General features: G+C 59.0%; 14 protein-coding genes. 12 read left to right on the forward strand and 2 right to left on the reverse strand.

Features of this window, described 5'->3' with window-relative positions; translation table 11 throughout:
- Positions 1-25 precede the first annotated feature (25 nt).
- Entirely contained in the window at positions 26-3,142 is a 3,117-nt protein-coding gene (gene porW / locus BMZ66_RS09625; protein WP_143080131.1) for a type IX secretion system periplasmic lipoprotein PorW/SprE, read from the reverse strand.
- A gap of 187 nt (positions 3,143-3,329) precedes the next feature.
- Here porW and BMZ66_RS09630 point away from each other — a divergent pair, with 187 nt between their 5' ends.
- The 9 genes from BMZ66_RS09630 to BMZ66_RS09670 all read left to right on the forward strand — a co-directional run bounded on the left by BMZ66_RS09630 (position 3,330) and on the right by BMZ66_RS09670 (position 10,531).
- Complete coding sequence (locus tag BMZ66_RS09630; protein ID WP_092671702.1) at positions 3,330-3,575, forward strand: AtpZ/AtpI family protein; 246 nt, start codon at positions 3,330-3,332, stop codon at positions 3,573-3,575.
- Between the two features lie 43 nt (positions 3,576-3,618).
- Entirely contained in the window at positions 3,619-4,026 is a 408-nt protein-coding gene (locus BMZ66_RS09635; RefSeq protein ID WP_092671705.1) for a hypothetical protein, read from the forward strand.
- A 36-nt stretch (positions 4,027-4,062) separates the two neighbouring features.
- The gene (atpB, locus tag BMZ66_RS09640; RefSeq protein ID WP_092671708.1) at positions 4,063-5,130 is read left to right on the forward strand and encodes a F0F1 ATP synthase subunit A; all 1,068 of its coding nucleotides are present in this window, start codon (positions 4,063-4,065) and stop codon (positions 5,128-5,130) included.
- A 123-nt stretch (positions 5,131-5,253) separates the two neighbouring features.
- Positions 5,254-5,532 carry an ATP synthase F0 subunit C gene (gene atpE, locus BMZ66_RS09645; protein ID WP_092671711.1) on the forward strand — a complete coding sequence of 93 codons (279 nt, stop codon included), beginning with the start codon at positions 5,254-5,256 and terminating at the stop codon, positions 5,530-5,532.
- Positions 5,533-5,681: 149 nt separating this feature from the next.
- A complete protein-coding gene (gene atpF, locus BMZ66_RS09650; protein WP_092671714.1) occupies positions 5,682-6,179 on the forward strand; it encodes a F0F1 ATP synthase subunit B in 498 nt (165 codons plus the stop codon).
- Between the two features lie 124 nt (positions 6,180-6,303).
- The gene (gene atpH, locus BMZ66_RS09655) at positions 6,304-6,864 is read left to right on the forward strand and encodes an ATP synthase F1 subunit delta (protein WP_092671717.1); all 561 of its coding nucleotides are present in this window, start codon (positions 6,304-6,306) and stop codon (positions 6,862-6,864) included.
- A gap of 140 nt (positions 6,865-7,004) precedes the next feature.
- The gene (atpA, locus tag BMZ66_RS09660) at positions 7,005-8,588 is read left to right on the forward strand and encodes a F0F1 ATP synthase subunit alpha (protein WP_092671720.1); all 1,584 of its coding nucleotides are present in this window, start codon (positions 7,005-7,007) and stop codon (positions 8,586-8,588) included.
- 206 nt (positions 8,589-8,794) lie between these two features.
- Complete coding sequence (gene atpG / locus BMZ66_RS09665; protein WP_092671723.1) at positions 8,795-9,679, forward strand: ATP synthase F1 subunit gamma; 885 nt, start codon at positions 8,795-8,797, stop codon at positions 9,677-9,679.
- Positions 9,680-10,162: 483 nt separating this feature from the next.
- Positions 10,163-10,531 (forward strand): T9SS type A sorting domain-containing protein, encoded by a 369-nt coding sequence (locus BMZ66_RS09670; RefSeq protein ID WP_092671726.1) that lies wholly within the window; start codon positions 10,163-10,165, stop codon positions 10,529-10,531.
- Between the two features lie 105 nt (positions 10,532-10,636).
- On the opposite strand, the gene BMZ66_RS09675 is transcribed toward BMZ66_RS09670, so the two are convergent.
- Complete coding sequence (locus BMZ66_RS09675; RefSeq protein WP_092671729.1) at positions 10,637-11,350, reverse strand: HAD family hydrolase; 714 nt, start codon at positions 11,348-11,350, stop codon at positions 10,637-10,639.
- Between the two features lie 224 nt (positions 11,351-11,574).
- On the opposite strand from BMZ66_RS09675, the gene pafA reads away from it, so the two are divergent.
- The 3 genes from pafA (at position 11,575) to BMZ66_RS09690 (ending at position 15,231) form a co-directional block, all read left to right on the forward strand.
- Positions 11,575-13,284, forward strand: a complete 1,710-nt coding sequence (gene pafA / locus BMZ66_RS09680; protein ID WP_092671732.1) for an alkaline phosphatase PafA — start codon at positions 11,575-11,577, stop codon at positions 13,282-13,284.
- Positions 13,285-13,514: 230 nt separating this feature from the next.
- Entirely contained in the window at positions 13,515-14,090 is a 576-nt protein-coding gene (locus tag BMZ66_RS09685) for an inorganic diphosphatase (protein WP_092671735.1), read from the forward strand.
- A 262-nt stretch (positions 14,091-14,352) separates the two neighbouring features.
- Entirely contained in the window at positions 14,353-15,231 is an 879-nt protein-coding gene (locus tag BMZ66_RS09690) for a UbiA prenyltransferase family protein (protein ID WP_143080132.1), read from the forward strand.
- Positions 15,232-15,296 lie beyond the last annotated feature (65 nt).

Here is a 15,296-nt window from a genome sequence, read left to right on the forward strand (position 1 = left end):
CAGCTCAAGCAAACCACCAGTACTCCTATTTGTACACGCGCTGGTAGAAGCTCAAATACCCGGCCAAGTCGCCTGAAGCTTGCAGCAAGGCCAAGTTCTCCATGCTGATGACCACGGCCTGGTAGCCAGCACCGCGCAGCCGCGCGAGCGGTGATTGGGGGCCGCGCAGCTTGGTCGCGTAGCTCTGCGCTACTTTGGCGCCGGGGAGGGTGCGCACCACCACTAAGTCTTGGTCAGAGCCCAAGGTAGAGCTTTCCACTTGCAGGTTATTGGCTCGGAAAAACCGATTGTTGTAAGTGCCGAGCTGCGTAATTAAGTCTGGTGCCGCAGGAGTAGTCTTTGGGAATATCATAACCACTGCGTGCGCACCGCTTAGCTGGGTGGTGTAGGCTGTGGTCGGGGCGGTAGGGGCAGCCGGGGCCGAGGACACAGCCGGAGCGCTAGTAATAGGGGCGGGGGGCGTTTCACCCGTAGGCGCGTTCGCAGGCACGTTGGTAGGCGCGGCCACGGGAGGCGAAGTACCCAAGGCAGTTGCCGGAGCTGCCTTCTCAGGAGCCGTTTTCTGAGGAGCGGCAACGCCAGGAGGCACTGAAGGCGATTTTGAGTTGGGCCGCCTCATTGGCACCGCATCCGGAGAAGAAGCAGGGGCCAGTGCCACGGGGGCAGGCTCAGCACCAAGCCTAACCGGAGCGTCAGTGGCAACTGAGGTAGCGCCGGTGGGATTTAAAGCCTTAGCTGGTGTTTGGTCTTCTCGGTACTGAATGCGCATGCGGTTATCGACTTCGCCGGGGCGGAACATCGATATCACGGGCTTCTGAGTAGAAGCCAAGGCACCCGCTATTTGGCCGGAGCCCTGCTTGCGGTAAGTGTCGGCCAGTGCTTGCGCCTGGGGTACCAGTGGGCTGTCGGGGTAATCCTTGTAAAATTTTTCGACTGCTGTCCGAGCAGCGGTTGGCGGCTGGGTCCGGATAACCAACAATGTATTCAGATAGGCCACGCGGTCGGCTAGGTCACTCTTGGGGTATTTCTTTTCGGTGCGCGCCAGCACAGCCTTGGCCTTGGTAAACTCCTGCTTCTTATAATGGGTGAAAGCAGAATCGACCCGACTGGCCACCGCGTTGTGCAGGGCCAGTTGGTGCTCGCGGTAGAGCGGGTCGGCAATTAGCTTGGCGTAGATTGAAGTAGGAAACTCGCGTTGCAGCGCAGCGGCGTACTGGGCCATCTTGGCAGCATCGGGCAGGCCTTTGTAGTGCAGATAAAGCAAGTAGTAGGCATCAGGGGCGTGCTCACCGCGGGGGTAGCGCGTCACTTGCTTCTCGTAGGTGTCGAAGCCTTTCTCGCGCTCCTTCAATTGTTCTTTGTAAATGCCAGCCAGCTCGTACAAGGCCGCTTCCACCTGGGTGTCGGAAACCTTAAGCAGCTCCGGCGTGAGGGGCAGGTTGTTGCGGTACTGAGCCACTAGTCCCTGCTTTGCCGCTTGGGGGTCGGCAGCCAATGCCACCGCGGCAGAGTCTGCCCGGCGGGCGTTTAGCTCGTTCATGCTGCGGCTGGACTGCGCCACGGGCAAGCCAGCGGTGGCCGGGGTACTGGGCGAGTTACTGGCCTGGCTGCTGATGCGCCAGTTATCCTGCAGCTGACGGTCGCCCCACTTGCGAATGAAGTCGGCACGCGCTGTACCCAGCGTGGCCGGATTATCAAAATACCACTGCGCGCCAGCAGTGGCGGTAGGGTCAAAAGTTGACAAATCGTTGCTTGGCAAATTGTTGCCCGGGAGGCCACTCGAACCACTGCTGGTGGTGCGGGAGGCCAGTTCAGTGGCGCGGTCACTGGCTTTTTGCAGGGCGGCTAGTCGGGCCTCCTCTTTCGCTTTGGCGGCGATTTCGGCGTCGGCGTACAGGTTCAGCTGCTGGTCCAGCGCTTCGGGGCTCAAGCGGGCCAGCGCCTGCAGGCTATCCTGCGTTTCAACAATGGTGTACTGTTTGGCAAACTCCGTGAGGATGTCGCTGCGCTCCTTGATGGCCGCGTAGGTCTTGGCTTCCTTGGACATGCTCTGCACGGTGCTGTCGTAGTAAGCAGCCGCAAGGCGGTACTTCTGCAGCTCCTCGTAGTAAATGCGCCCCGCCAGCAAGTAGGTGTAGCTCTTCTGCAGGTTGTTGCTTGTCGTGGCTCGGATGGATTCCCGTAGCAGCCTCAGCGCCTCGGGGTAGTTCTTTTCGCGGTAGTTCAGCCGCGCCATCTCGTAGTAAATCTTGTCGCGGTAGTCCTTGTTCTTCGTGTCTTTCAGCAGGTTGGCGAAGGTCTTATTCAGGCGCAGCCGGTCTTTGGGAGTCAACTCCGACACCTGGCTCAACATCAGTTTTGATTGAAAGTCCAGCTCATAGGGCGGGTTGCGCGCCAGAATTTGGTCGAGCTGCTCGTAGGCTTTTTTGTTCTCGCCGGCGTCCTGATAGAGCTGGGCCAGCACGTAGCGCGTGCGCGACCGTTCGTTTTTGCGCTCAATCAGCGGAATGGCGCGCTCCAGCTGCGGAATGGCCTTGGCGGGCTGGTCGGTGCGGATGTAGTAGTCGGCGCGGGTCAGGAACAGCTGCCGGGCGTCTTCCGGCCGGCCGGCCTCCTTGTCGAGCAAATCGGATACGGCCTTGGCGCTTTCAAATTCTCCCTCTGCCACAAACGTGCGCATCAGCCCAATCAGGGCTTCGTGCTTGGCGTTGGGGTCCTTGCTCGTCGAGTTGACATACTTAAAGGTGAGGGCCGCGTCACCAAACTGCATCTGGTAAAAGCGTGCCCATCCCACCAGGATGTAGGCGTCGTCGGTCCAGTCGGAGCCCGGCCGGTGCTGAATCGGCATCGAAGCCTTCTTGATGATGTCGTTCAGGTCGGCGCGGTTGGCGCGCACGGTAAGGCTGTCGAGGGTCGGAAACAGCGGCAGCGTCTGGTTGTAGTCGTTGATGCGGCTGGCGTAGAGCTTTTCTTCGGTTTCGTGCAGCTTCTCGCGGGCCAGGAAATAAGCATTGTCCCGCGCCGCCACGTTGTTGAACGCATGCGCCACCAGGTTTTTGTCGGATGCGCAGCCCGCCGCGCCCAGCCCCATAAGGAACAGGAAAAGCGCCGGCCAGCGGTATATCAGCAGGTGTTGTGTCAAAGCCAAAGGGAAGGATAAAGGCAACCGATTGCCTCCGCAACGCAGCCAGCGACCCGAATTGTTCGTTCGAGCGCACGAAGCGCCGGTAAGCTAACGAAAGACGAGGGGTAAAATTACGTTTTTCCCCGACCAAACTCCGCCTCGCTCCCGTCGTAACTTTGCCGGGCTCACCTACCTCCTCCAATTCATGCCCACCCCGCCAGTTCCTGAGCCCGATGGTAAGCCCGCAGGCTCCAGCCGCGTTCGCTCGTTTGCCAAGTACTCGGGTATCGCTTTTCAGATGCTGGCCATCATCGGCTTCTTTACCTGGCTGGGCATGTGGCTCGACGAGCGGTACCAGTCCAAGAACCCGTGGTTCACAGTAGGGCTCATGCTGGTGGGCGTGTTTCTGGCTATGTTCCAGATTATTCGCAGCCTGACCAGAGGGACATAATAAGGAGCCCCTCGTTGCCTTTCAGGATGCCTTTTGCTCGCTTATGATTCGATTTCTGCGCCAGTTTCTTTTGTTCGCCAGCGTGCTGGGTTTGCTGATAATTGGCTTGCACTATGCCTTTGGTACCACCGTTGTGCATCCGCGCACGGGCTTGCTGTTCGGCTTCATGGCGGCGCTCACGGTCCTTATCTATAGCCTGACGGCGCGGCTCGTGGCGGTGTCGCCCACCAACCTGGGCATTGGCTACCTCATCGGCATGACCGTCCGCATGCTGTCTTCACTGGCCCTGGTGACGGTGCATCTGGCCCGGGGCGGCGCCCAGGAAGGACCCGGCGTCTGGACCTTCCTGGGAGCGTTCTTCATCCTGTACTTTTCGTGGGCTGGGTTTGAAATCTGGGCTATTTTGAGTAACTTGCGGCCGATTTCGAAAAAGCAAGTGGCGCAACCATAGCGCTTTAGCCCGAAATCTTCCATTAATCTCCTTTTAATGAAGCGTTTACTCTCGATTCTTCTTTGCTTCGTATCCCTGTCCGTTTTTGCGAACGAACCCGCCACTGAGGCCGCCAATGAGCAGGGCTTCAATCCTGGCGAAATGATTTTAGAGCACATCGGCGATTCCCACGAGTGGCACCTGGCCACTCTCGGCGAAGGCGAGCATGCCTCTCACATCAGCCTCCCGCTGCCCATCATCGCTTATCAGCCCAACAAGGGCCTGAGCATGTTCTCGGGTAGCCAGCTGGCCCACGGCCACAGCCACAATGGCCTGAAGCTGGAAGAAGACAAGCTGGTAGCTGAAGACGGCAGCAAAGTCTACGACTTCTCCATCACCAAAAACACCGCTTCGCTGCTGTTCAGCGCCGCGCTGATGCTGATTGTATTCACGGCCGTAGCCCGTGGCTATAAGAAGAACCACGGCCGCGCGCCCAGCGGCCTGCAGTCGTTCTTCGAGCCGGTTATCATCTTCATCCGCGACGAAATCGCTAAGAAGAACATCGGCCCCAAGTACGAGCGCTACATGCCGTACCTCCTCACGGCCTTCTTCTTTATCTGGTTTAACAACCTGCTGGGCTTGATGCCCGGTGCGGCTAACCTGAGCGGTAACATCGCCGTGACCCTGGTACTGGCCGTAATGACTTTGGTTATCACGCTGGCTTCCAGCAACAAGAACTACTGGGCCCACATCTTCGCCACGCCCGGCGTGCCGAAGCCGCTGTTGCCCATCATGATTGTAGTAGAATTCCTGGGCATCTTCACCAAGCCCTTTTCCCTAATGATTCGTCTGTTTGCCAACATCACGGCCGGACACATCGTGGTACTGAGCTTTATCAGCCTGGTGTTCATCTTCAAGTCGTGGGCCGTTGCTCCGGTTACCCTGGCTTTCGGCTTGTTTATCAACATTCTCGAATTGCTGGTGGCCATTCTGCAGGCCTTCATCTTCACGCTGCTCACCGCCATGTACATCGGCGGTGCAGTGGAAGAGCATCACGACGCTGACCACCAGATTGGTGGCGGCGACGGCGCCGACCAGGCCCACGTGCCCGCTCACGCTCATTAATTCCTAAGACTTATTAGGCAGGCTTCGTGCCTGACCTGCCGGCTGCTTAGTCAGACCGCAGCACTCCCCCCCCCCCGCTGCGGGATTGGCTAGCTTTTTCTCTTCCCCATTTTTTCTTTTTTTATGCTTCTTTCTTTGTTGTTGCAGGCTGTTGCTCAAATGGCTAATAATTACGGTCCTGGTTTGGCCGTAATGGGTGCCGGTATCGGTGCAGGTCTGGTTGCTTTGGGCGTAGGCCTGGGTATTGGTCGCATTGGCGGCAGCGCTATGGATGCCATCGGCCGTCAGCCCGATGCTTCGGGCAAAATCCAGACGGCTATGATTATCGCCGCCGCTCTGATTGAAGGCCTTGGCCTGTTCGCAGTCGTAGTTTGCGTACTTATCTGGACCAAACTCCAATAAGGACTTTGCCGGGCGCTGTGCCCGGAAGTAGTTGGAAGCCCGCCGCCCGCTGCTGCCTATGCAGTTGGCGCGGCGGGCTTACCTGCTCCTACAACATGTAGCAAGCTTAACCGGCCTTTATCCGACGGTTTCTTAAATTCTAATTCCCTATGCCAGCTTTCTTAAATCCTGAACTCGGCCTGATTTTCTGGCAACTGGTTATCTTCCTGTTGGTGTTGTTTCTGCTGGGTAAGTTCGCTTGGCGGCCCATCCTGCTGTCGCTCAAAGAGCGGGAAGACACCATTGACAACGCCTTGCGCATGGCCGACCAGGCCAAAATCGAAATGCAGCAGCTGAAAGCTGGCAACGAAAAGTTGCTCGCCGACGCCCGCCACGAGCGCGACCGCATGATGCAGGAAGCCACCGTGATGGCCAACCAGCACCGCGACGCCGAAAAGGCCCGCGCCACCGAAGAAGCCAACCGCATTATTGCCCAAGCCCGCGAAGCCATCCAGCAGGAGAAAAACGCCGCGCTGGCCGAAGTGAAAAACACCGCTGCCCAGCTGTCGGTCGACATCGCCGAGCGTGTACTGCGCCGTGAGCTGAGCGACCCTGCTGCCCAGACGCAGCTGGTTGACGCGTATCTGAAAGACGTTAAATTAAACTAACGCCTGTCATGCTGACGGAGGAAGCATCTTATCCTGGCTGCTTTCGTCAGATTATAATAGTCCCCGAGTGGTGCGAACCTGATAAGATGCTTCGCAGGCTCAGCACGACAAACATCAATAACCAATGGCTGACCAACGAGTAGCGGCCCGCTACGCCAAGTCGCTTCTCGACTTGAGCAAGGAGATGGGCACGCTGAATAGCGTGAAGGAGGACATGGACCTCCTGAGCAAGACCATGGCCGAAAGCCGTGAGCTGCGCCTGTTGCTGCGCAACCCGATTGTGAAGCACGACAAGAAGCTCGCCATCCTGAGCGCTATTTTCAGCGGCAAGGTGTCGAACATGACCATGCGCTTCTTCACCACGCTCACCGAGAAAAACCGGGAGTCGGCACTGGAAAGCATGGGTACGGAGTTTCAGATTCAGTACAATGCCATGCAGGGCATTCAGATGGCAGAGGTGACTTCGGCCACCCCGCTGACTGCTGCTTCGCGTGCCGAAATGGAAAAGCTGGTGACCAAGCAAACCGGCCTGACCGATGTGAAGCTGACCGAAAAGGTAAATCCCGACCTCATCGGTGGTTTCATCCTGCGGGTGGGCGACCAGCAGATTGACGATTCCGTGCGCACCAGCCTCCGCAAAATGCGCATCTCTTTGCAAGACACTACTTTTCAACAAAAGTTGTAGGCTGACAGTCGGTGTGGCGCGAACGGTGTCGTTCGTGTTGTAGCGCCGACGGCACCAAACAATAGGCGCTGAGACGCGAACCCCGGGTTCGCCCTACGGCCCACCGACTACTCGATACTACATACTCAATTCCCAAAAACATGGCAGAAGTACGTCCGGACGAAGTCTCCGCAATCCTGCGGCAGCAACTGTCCAATTTCAAGTCCGAAGCCGAGCTGGAAGAAGTTGGCACCGTGCTGCAAGTCGGCGACGGCGTGGCCCGCATCTACGGCCTGAGCAAAGCCCAAGCAGGCGAGCTGATTGAGTTCGAAACCGGCCTGCAGGGCCTCGTGCTCAACCTCGAAGAAGACAACGTAGGTGCCGTATTGCTCGGCGATTACTCGGGCATTCAGGAAGGCGCCACCGTGCGTCGTACCAACAAAATTGCTTCGATTAAAGTAGGCGAAGGCATCGTGGGCCGCGTGGTGAACACCCTCGGCCAGCCCATCGACGGCCGTGGTCCCATCCAAGGCGAGTTGTACGAAATGCCCCTCGAGCGCAAGGCTCCCGGTGTAATCTACCGTCAGCCGGTAACCGAGCCGATGCAGACTGGCATCAAGTCGATTGACGCCATGATTCCGATTGGCCGTGGTCAGCGCGAACTGATTATTGGCGACCGTCAGACTGGCAAGTCGGCTGTGGCCATCGATACCATCATCAACCAGCGCGAGTTTTACGAAGCTGGTCAGCCAGTATTCTGCATTTATGTAGCCATAGGTCAGAAAGCTTCGACCATCGCCCAGGTGGTGCAGTCGCTGACCAAAGGCGGTGCCATGGACTACACGGTAGTGGTAGCTGCTCCGGCCGCTGACCCCGCTCCGCTGCAGTTCTACGCACCCTTCACCGGTGCGGCTATTGGTGAGTTCTTCCGCGACACGGGTCGTCCCGCGCTCGTGGTTTATGACGATTTGTCGAAGCAGGCTGTGGCTTACCGCGAGGTGTCGCTGCTGCTCCGCCGTCCTCCCGGACGCGAGGCTTACCCCGGCGACGTATTCTACCTGCACAGCCGCCTGCTCGAGCGGGCTGCTAAAATCAACTCGTCGGACGAAATTGCCCGCGACATGAACGACCTGCCCGAGAGCATCAAGCACTTGGTGAAGGGCGGCGGTTCGCTAACGGCTCTGCCCCTGATTGAGACGCAGGCCGGTGACGTATCGGCTTACATCCCGACCAACGTTATTTCCATCACCGACGGTCAGATTTTCCTCGAGACGAACTTGTTCAACTCGGGTGTGCGTCCGGCCATCAACGTGGGTATCTCGGTGTCGCGCGTGGGTGGTAACGCCCAGATTAAGTCGATGAAGAAAGTGGCCGGTACCCTGAAGCTCGACCAGGCTCAGTTCCGCGAACTGGAAGCTTTCGCCAAGTTCGGTTCCGACCTCGACGCCTCGACCAAGCTCACCATTGAGCGCGGCCGTCGCAACCTCGAAATCCTGAAGCAGCCCCAGTTCTCGCCTGTGAAGGTGGAAGACCAGGTGGCCATCATCTACGCCGCTACCAACGGCCTCCTCGACAGCGTACCGGTTAACCGCGTGCGTGAGTTCGAGAAGGAGTTTGGCCAAGTGATGAATTCGCGCTACCCCGACGTGCTGAAGGCCCTCAAGGCTGGCAAGCTGGAGGACGCTGGCACCAAGGCCATCCGCGAGGTAGCTAAGGACGTGGCGGCGAGCTACGCGACGAAGTAGTTCAACGGGCGCCTCACGAGACCCCTACGGGGCATAGCCCCCTCTCCGTTGGAGAGGGGGGACTAGTTTCTAGTTTTCTAGCCTAGTCTTTTTGATTTGATATAGCTTAAGTAAATTCTCTTTTGAGCACCTATGCTGCCTCGGCTCCCCTCTCTTTTGGAGAGGGGGCCGGGGGGTGAGGTTCTCCGGGGAGGTTGACAATCATTATGGCAAGCTTAAAAGAAGTCCGCAGCCGCATTGTGTCGGTAACGAGCACGCAGCAGATTACCAAAGCCATGAAAATGGTAGCGGCCGCCAAGCTGCGTCGTGCCCAGGACAATATCGTCCGGATGCGGCCCTACGCCCAGCGCCTGAACACCATTCTGGCGAACCTGACGCGCACGACCGACAACGACATCGTGAGCGAATACGGCGTGGCCCGTGAGGTGCGCCGGGTGCTAGTGATTGCCGTGACCTCGGACCGTGGTTTGGCGGGCGCGTTCAACTCGAACGTGTTCAAGGGCGTGAACGCGGCCCTTGCGGAGCGCTACGCTAACCTGCCAGCGGCCAATATTTCGGTTTTGGCCATTGGCAAGAAGGCGCACGACTACTACACCCGCAAGGGCAACATCGTCGGCAACTTCACCCACGTTTTCGCCAAGCTGTCGTTCGAGACGGTGCGCGAAGCCGCTGAGCTCGCCATGGACGGCTTCCGCGCCGGCCAGTACGACGAGGTAGTGATGGTGTACAACGAGTTCAAGAACGTGGCCACGCAGATTATCCGCACCGAGCAGCTGTTGCCGCTCGTGCCGGCTGCGGCGCCCGTCACGGCCTCAGCTACAGCCAATGTGGATTACATCTTTGAGCCTTCGAAAGAAGAGATTATTCAGACGCTGATTCCGCAGTCGCTTAAAATCCAGCTGTACAAAGCAGTGCTGGAAAGCAATGCCTCGGAACACGGCGCCCGCATGACGGCCATGGACAAAGCCACCGACAACGCCGGTGAGCTGCTCAAGGCCCTCAAGCTGACGTATAACCGGACGCGTCAGGCGGCTATCACGACCGAGATTCTCGAAATCGTGGGCGGTGCTGAAGCGCTGGCGGCTGGTTAAGTTTAACAAGTTGATACTAGCGAAAAGCCCTGCTTCCAATGGAAGCAGGGCTTTTTTGTGTATTAGGGTTTACAGGGTGTTGCCGTAATTATATATGTTGGCCGCTTCCTTGAAGGTGTAGCCGGCCGTGCGGTTGTTGACGGTCGTGTAGATGGCAGGGCAACGAAACTCTGTTAGGTGTTGGCTGTGGCGGTGCCTTGTTGCTTAAGAAGGTCTACTGGCAGGTGGGCGCAGCAAAATCCGTCGGTGTTGTTGCGGTTCGTCGGGAATGCAGCCCGGTTTGACGTGAATGCACCCCTATTGAACTGAGGAGGCACACGGCTCGTAAGGCTGCTGCGTTGAAGGAGTAGAACCACGTTACCACCCCGCTATACTGACACCACTACACTACCCGAAACTCGACCCAGCTGGCAATGCTTTCGGCCTTGTGCGGGACTGACAATCGGACCAATACCTACTCTTCTATTCTCTTTCACCTGAGCTATGTTTTCCTTCATCTCTTCCAATCTGCTGAATACTGGCCGGCAAATGGCCTTGCCACTTCCCTTGTTCATGCTCTTGGCCGCACCTGCCGCCCGCGCCCAGATTTCAACCGAGGCAGAAGAACTGAGCGTTTATCCCAATCCGGCGCACATCCGCGCTACTGTGCAGGTGCCGGTGGTGCCGGGCGCTACCCGCGCTACAGTAACCTTGACCGATGGCCAGGGCACCGTTGTGTTTGAGCAGCCAGTGAGCCTCATGGCTGCTGGTGGCAAGGCCGAGGTGCCGCTGCTGGGCCGTAAGCCAGGCCTCTACCGGGTGGTGGTGCAAGCCGGAGACCAGCGCATGGTTCGCACCCTCACGGTGGAGTAAGGGAGCCGCAGGAAGACCTGTTTTTAGCCTGATAGTGCCATCACTAGAGAATGCTTCGACCTCTGTAACAAAAAATCCCCGGTGTCAGACACCGGGGATTTTTTGTTAGAACTGCATGTACTGCCGCTGGGAGCGCTGCTTATCCGGCTTTGGCGCTTTCGGCTGCTGCTCCAGCAACTCCAGCAGCCGCTCGGGCGTGAAGCCGGTGAAGTCTTTGATAACGGTGAGTGGGTTTTGAAACGCTTTGGCGGACAGCGACGACGCTACGGCCACGCAGCGCATGCCGGCTTTGTATGCGGCTTGCTCACCCAGTACCGCGTCTTCAAACACAACGCAGTCTTCGGGCCGGGCGCCGAGCTTGGCGGCGGTGGTCGCGAACGTGTCGGCGTGGGGCTTGCCGCGGTCCACGTCTGCCTTGCCGACGATGGCATCGAAGTGCTGGCGCAGGTCGAGGTGGTCGACGATGTAGCTGATGGTTTCGGGTGGTGAGCCGGTGCCAAGGCCGATTTTGAAGCCTGCGGCGCGGGCCGCTTTCAGAAAGGGCACTAGGCCGGGCATGGCGCGGCGCTTGCTCCAGTAAAGGGTACGGTAGAGAAACTCCCGCTGCTCGGAATAATTCTTGAGTTGCTTTTCGGGCACGGGATTGGTGAACACCGTTTTGAGGATGTTGGTGGAGGGCATGCCGTTGAGGCGGGCCAGCAGCTTGCGGGCGTTGGTGGTCAGGCCCAGGTCGCGGAACAAGAGCTGAAAAGCGCGGGCCTGGTAGGGCGTGTTGTCGACAATTACGCCGTCCATGTCGAAAATGAGGGTTGGCTTCATAGGGAATAGAGAATGGTATAGAGACGAGACTGGTTGCGTTTTGACAGTGAAAGAGGAGCGGACAATAGGCCCTCCACACCGACACCGGACGCGAATTGAAGGCAGGGCTAGCCTAAGCGCGCGTCACTGCTTTGCACAACGATAACCTGGCCACGGTGCAATGAAAAGCTGGACTGCCAACGGGCTGGGGTATCTTTGCCGCCGATAGACTTACCCCAATTCGATTGAAAAAGATTTTTGCTTTTGCGCTGGCTGCCGCGGTGGCTATCCCCTCATTTGCTCAAAAAGCCTCCAAACCAGTTGCTCGCCCCAAGCTTGTAGTGGGCATTGTGGTAGACCAAATGCGCTACGATTACCTCTACCGCTACTGGAGCAAGCTGGGCTCTGGCGGTTTCAAGCGCTTGTTAGGTCAGGGCTTCAGCTTCGAGAGCTGCAACTATAATTACGTGCCCACCTACACCGGGCCGGGCCACGCCAGCATCTATACGGGCACTACGCCTTCGGTCAACGGCATTATTGGCAACAACTGGTTTGAGCGCGAAACCGGCAAAGGCACTTACGTGACCGACGACAAAACCGTGCAATCGGTGGGCGGCACGGGCGGAGCAGGGCAGATGTCGCCGCGCCACATGCTCAGCACCACCATCGGCGACGAGCTGCGGCTGGCCACCAATTTTCAGAGCAAGGTCATTGGCGTGTGCATCAAGGACCGGGGCAGCATCCTGCCCGCCGGCCACGCCGCCAATGCCGCCTACTGGTACGACGGCGCCAACGGCTCGTTCATCACCAGCACGTTCTACCAGGCCCAACTGCCCGAGTGGGTGAGCCGCTTCAACGCCGAGGGCCGCCCGGCCCGGTACCTGAGCAAGCCCTGGGATACGCTGCTGCCGCTGGCGGCCTACACCGAAAGCACTGCCGACGACGTGCCTTGGGAAATCACGTTCAAGGGCCAGGACAAGCCCGTGTTTCCGCACGACCTGCCTGCCCTGAGCGCGACGCCCACTGCCGCCGGGGCCCAGATTCTGAAAACTGCTGATGAAGAAAAAGCCCGGCCCACCCAGAACCTCGACCTCATCCGTTGGACGCCCTTCGGCAACTCGCTCACCACCGACTTTGCCCTGGCTGCCCTGCAAGCCGAGCAGCTGGGCCAGCGCCCCGGCATCACCGACATGCTCACGATAAGCTTCAGCAGCACCGACTACATCGGGCACTGGTTTGGCCCCAACTCGGTGGAGGCCGAGGATACCTACCTGCGCCTCGACCAAGACCTGGCCCGCCTGCTCACCCAGCTCGACAAAACCGTGGGCAAGGGACAGGCCCTGGTGTTCCTCACCGCCGACCACGGCGCGGCCAATGCCGTGGGCTTTCTCAAAGAGCACCGCTTGCCCGGCGGCGGGGCGGGCATCGCGCCCATGCGCGACTCGGTGCAGCAGGCCCTCACCCGCCTGCACGGCCCCGGCAACTGGGTGCTTGACTTCGACAACCTGCAGGTGTACCTCAACCGCCCGCTGCTCGCCAAAAAGGGTCTGGAGCTAGCCAAGGTGCAAGCCGAAGTAGCCACCCTGCTGCTCGCCCAGCCCGGCGTGGCCCAAACCCGCACCGCCGCCAGCCTGCAAAGCGCCCACTGGAGCGAAGGCACCGGCATGCTCCAGGAAAACGGCTTTTATGGTCCCCGCTCGGGCGATGTGCTGGCCGTGCTGCTGCCCGGCTGGCTCGAAGCCTACTCATATCCGGTGGTAAAAGGGACCACCCACGGAGCATCTTGGGCATATGATACCCACGTGCCCCTACTTTTTTGGGGCTGGCACGTAAAGCACGGCGAATCGGTAACTCCGGTGAAGGTGGTGGACATTGCGCCCACCGTGGCCCGCTTCCTGCACATTCAGGAACCGAGCGGCACTTCGGGAGTTCCGTTGGTTGAAGTGTTGAAATAGCGCGTTGCTAAACGGCAGCTCCCCTCCTTGCTATGGAGGGGACGCAGTCGCGAAGCGGCTGCTGGGGTGGTTGGGCCGTTTAACGATGGCCGAACGACTCGCAGGTGAATCGTGGCATCATCGTTCAACGACCACAACCACCCCCGTTCGAGCCCTGGGGCTCGAACATCCCCTCCTTGGTAAGGAGGGGAGTTTATTGTTCTGTCATTTCCCAATTCATTCAAGGTTACATGAAAAACACCTATTTCAACCCCTGGCACAACGTTTCGCGCGGCGAAAACACCCCACAGGTTGTGCAGTCCATCATTGAAATTCCCAAGGGCAGCAAGGGCAAGTACGAACTCGACAAAGAAAGTGGCCTGCTCAAGCTCGACCGCGTGCTGTTCTCGGCCGTGCACTATCCGGCTGCCTACGGCTTCATTCCCCAAACTTATTGCGACGACAAAGACCCCCTGGACATTCTGGTGCTTTGCTCGGTCGACATCGTACCCATGTGCCTGGTTGAGGCCAAGGTGATTGGGGTGATGCAGATGGTGGACCAGAACGAGGAAGATGACAAAATCATCGCCGTGGCCGCCCACGATATTTCCGTGAACCACTACAACGACATCAGCGACCTGCCCCCGCACACGCTGCTGGAAATGCGCCGCTTCTTCGAGGACTACAAGGCCCTCGAGCACAACAAGCACGTGACCGTGGAGCGCTTCATGGGCAAGGAAGACGCGTATCGCATTATCAACGACAGCATCAAGCTCTACGAAGAAACCTTCGGCAGCGAGGTGTTAAAGGACAAGGTGACGCTGTAGTCTTCCCCCGCGGGGAGGTGTTAGTACAGTGATGCAGTCGGCTTTTGCAGCTGGCGGCCTTTTCCCTAATCAAGCAATACGCCAAAAGGCGAAGCATGGTCCTCAGAGGACCGGCTTCGCCTTTTTGGCGTTTTGCTACGAGGGCAGCCAGCTGCTGGTGGCCGCTGCAGGTCGTGCTGCCGTTTGCTGAGCGGATGATGCTTACCTCCCGAAACTGGCCAGTAGCGCAACCAACCGTGGGTCAGCGGCGCTAATTTCGCCCGTGGCCAATCTGCTTTCTTCTGTTCCTGCTGCGGAGTCCCGGCGCCTATTGGGGCGTCTGCTCGATGCCGTGCTGTACAGCAGTGCGTGGCTGGCCGCGGCGGCCGCAGTTCAGACGGCTGCCACGCTGCACCAGTGGCCGCCTCTGGGGGCCGGGGGCTACCGGCTGGTGGCCTTGGTCTTTGCCGCCACGTTGCTGGTCTATAACCTTGACGCCGCCTTGCCCTTCAAGCACCGCGAACCGGCTGGCACTTCGGCCCGCAAGGCCTGGCAGCAGCGCCACCGCTTGCTTATGCTGGTGCTGGCCGGGGTGGCGGCGGTTGTGGCCGGTTTTTTCTTTTTGGTGGATGGCTGGTGGCGCTACCTGCCCGTTGTTGCGCCCCTGGTGGCGCTGGCGCTGCTCTATTCGTGGCCCATCTGGCCGTGGCGTGGGCGGGCGCGGGCCCTGCGCGAAGTGCCGCTGCTCAAAGGTTTCCTGATTGCAACGGTGTGGACGGCCGTGACTGTGGGCCTGCCAGTGCTATTGCTGCAAAAACTTGCCGCAGCAGCGGCTGGCTTGTTTGGGCAACGCTTTTGCCTGATAATGGTCATCGCCATCGTATTCGACATCCGCGACTACGGCCGCGACCGCCGCGCGGGCACCCGTACTTTTCCTGGCGTGCTGGGTGTGCCCATGGCTAGGCGACTGGCACTGGGGTTCCTCGTGGTGTCGATGGCGCTGGGCTTGGCTCGTGGCGCGGCGCCGTTGGCGGTGCTGCTGCCTGGGTTGCTGTCGGCCGTGGTGGTAAGTGCCGCGGAAGAATCCCGCGGCGACTATTTCTACGCGCTGCTCACCGATGGGCTGCTGGTGGTGCACGCCCTGGCCTATTTCGTGTTTTAGAACGATGTAGAGACGCGACACCTCGCGTCTCGGCGTCCGCGCCGTTTGAAAAACACATGGTTACC

This window comes from Hymenobacter arizonensis (genome assembly GCF_900115775.1).
Lineage (GTDB): Bacteria > Bacteroidota > Bacteroidia > Cytophagales > Hymenobacteraceae > Hymenobacter > Hymenobacter arizonensis.

Bases quoted from the DNA above. Each gene is read 5' to 3' on its own strand.
- BMZ66_RS09630 (WP_092671702.1), top strand. From the start codon at position 3,330: ATGCCCACCCCGCCAGTTCCTGAGCCCGATGGTAAGCCCGCAGGCTCC.
- BMZ66_RS09635 (WP_092671705.1), top strand. From the start codon at position 3,619: ATGATTCGATTTCTGCGCCAGTTTCTTTTGTTCGCCAGCGTGCTGGGT.
- atpB (WP_092671708.1), top strand. From the start codon at position 4,063: ATGAAGCGTTTACTCTCGATTCTTCTTTGCTTCGTATCCCTGTCCGTT.
- atpE (WP_092671711.1), top strand. From the start codon at position 5,254: ATGCTTCTTTCTTTGTTGTTGCAGGCTGTTGCTCAAATGGCTAATAAT.
- atpF (WP_092671714.1), top strand. From the start codon at position 5,682: ATGCCAGCTTTCTTAAATCCTGAACTCGGCCTGATTTTCTGGCAACTG.
- atpH (WP_092671717.1), top strand. From the start codon at position 6,304: ATGGCTGACCAACGAGTAGCGGCCCGCTACGCCAAGTCGCTTCTCGAC.
- atpA (WP_092671720.1), top strand. From the start codon at position 7,005: ATGGCAGAAGTACGTCCGGACGAAGTCTCCGCAATCCTGCGGCAGCAA.
- atpG (WP_092671723.1), top strand. From the start codon at position 8,795: ATGGCAAGCTTAAAAGAAGTCCGCAGCCGCATTGTGTCGGTAACGAGC.
- BMZ66_RS09670 (WP_092671726.1), top strand. From the start codon at position 10,163: ATGTTTTCCTTCATCTCTTCCAATCTGCTGAATACTGGCCGGCAAATG.
- BMZ66_RS09675 (WP_092671729.1), bottom strand. From the start codon at position 11,350: ATGAAGCCAACCCTCATTTTCGACATGGACGGCGTAATTGTCGACAAC.
- BMZ66_RS09685 (WP_092671735.1), top strand. From the start codon at position 13,515: ATGAAAAACACCTATTTCAACCCCTGGCACAACGTTTCGCGCGGCGAA.